The organism is Bartonella taylorii 8TBB, from assembly GCF_902825155.1.
Taxonomy (GTDB): Bacteria; Pseudomonadota; Alphaproteobacteria; order Rhizobiales; family Rhizobiaceae; genus Bartonella; species Bartonella taylorii_A.
Genome location: NZ_CADEAG010000195.1, coordinates 1 through 398, shown reverse-complemented (window position 1 = coordinate 398; position 398 = coordinate 1). Strand labels below are relative to the sequence as shown.

Sequence of the window (398 nt, the reverse complement as noted above, 5' to 3'; positions counted from 1 at the left end):
AAAGATTATGAAAAGAAATATATAGCAACTAAAAAATAATAATTTATGGAGAACAACCTATGAAAACTTATACTTTAGCTGATGTTGTACAATTAATTGATAAAGTAAATAAATATGATGATGAGATTATCAATTTTGGTACTGCAGAGGATGCAGTTAGTGATGTACGGATTAAAGAGGCAGAAAAAACTCTCGGTTTACAGTTTACAACTTCTTATAAGGATTTTTTAAAAAATTATAAGGGAGGAGAAATTGGTTATGAGGAAATTTTTAGCATTTATAACGCAAGTTTTGAGGATCATCCTGCTGGTGATATTGTGCATAAAAACTTATATCATAGGAAACATGGTTTTGCGACATTAGAACAGCTTGTTGTCAGTAGAACTGATTTTGGTGAG

General features: G+C 29.9%; 1 protein-coding gene. It reads left to right on the top strand.

The features are described from left to right. Positions 1–59: 59 nt before the first annotated feature. The coding region (locus J7R13_RS09270) for an SMI1/KNR4 family protein (RefSeq protein WP_208438347.1) at positions 60–398 on the top strand (339 nt) is incomplete at its 3' end.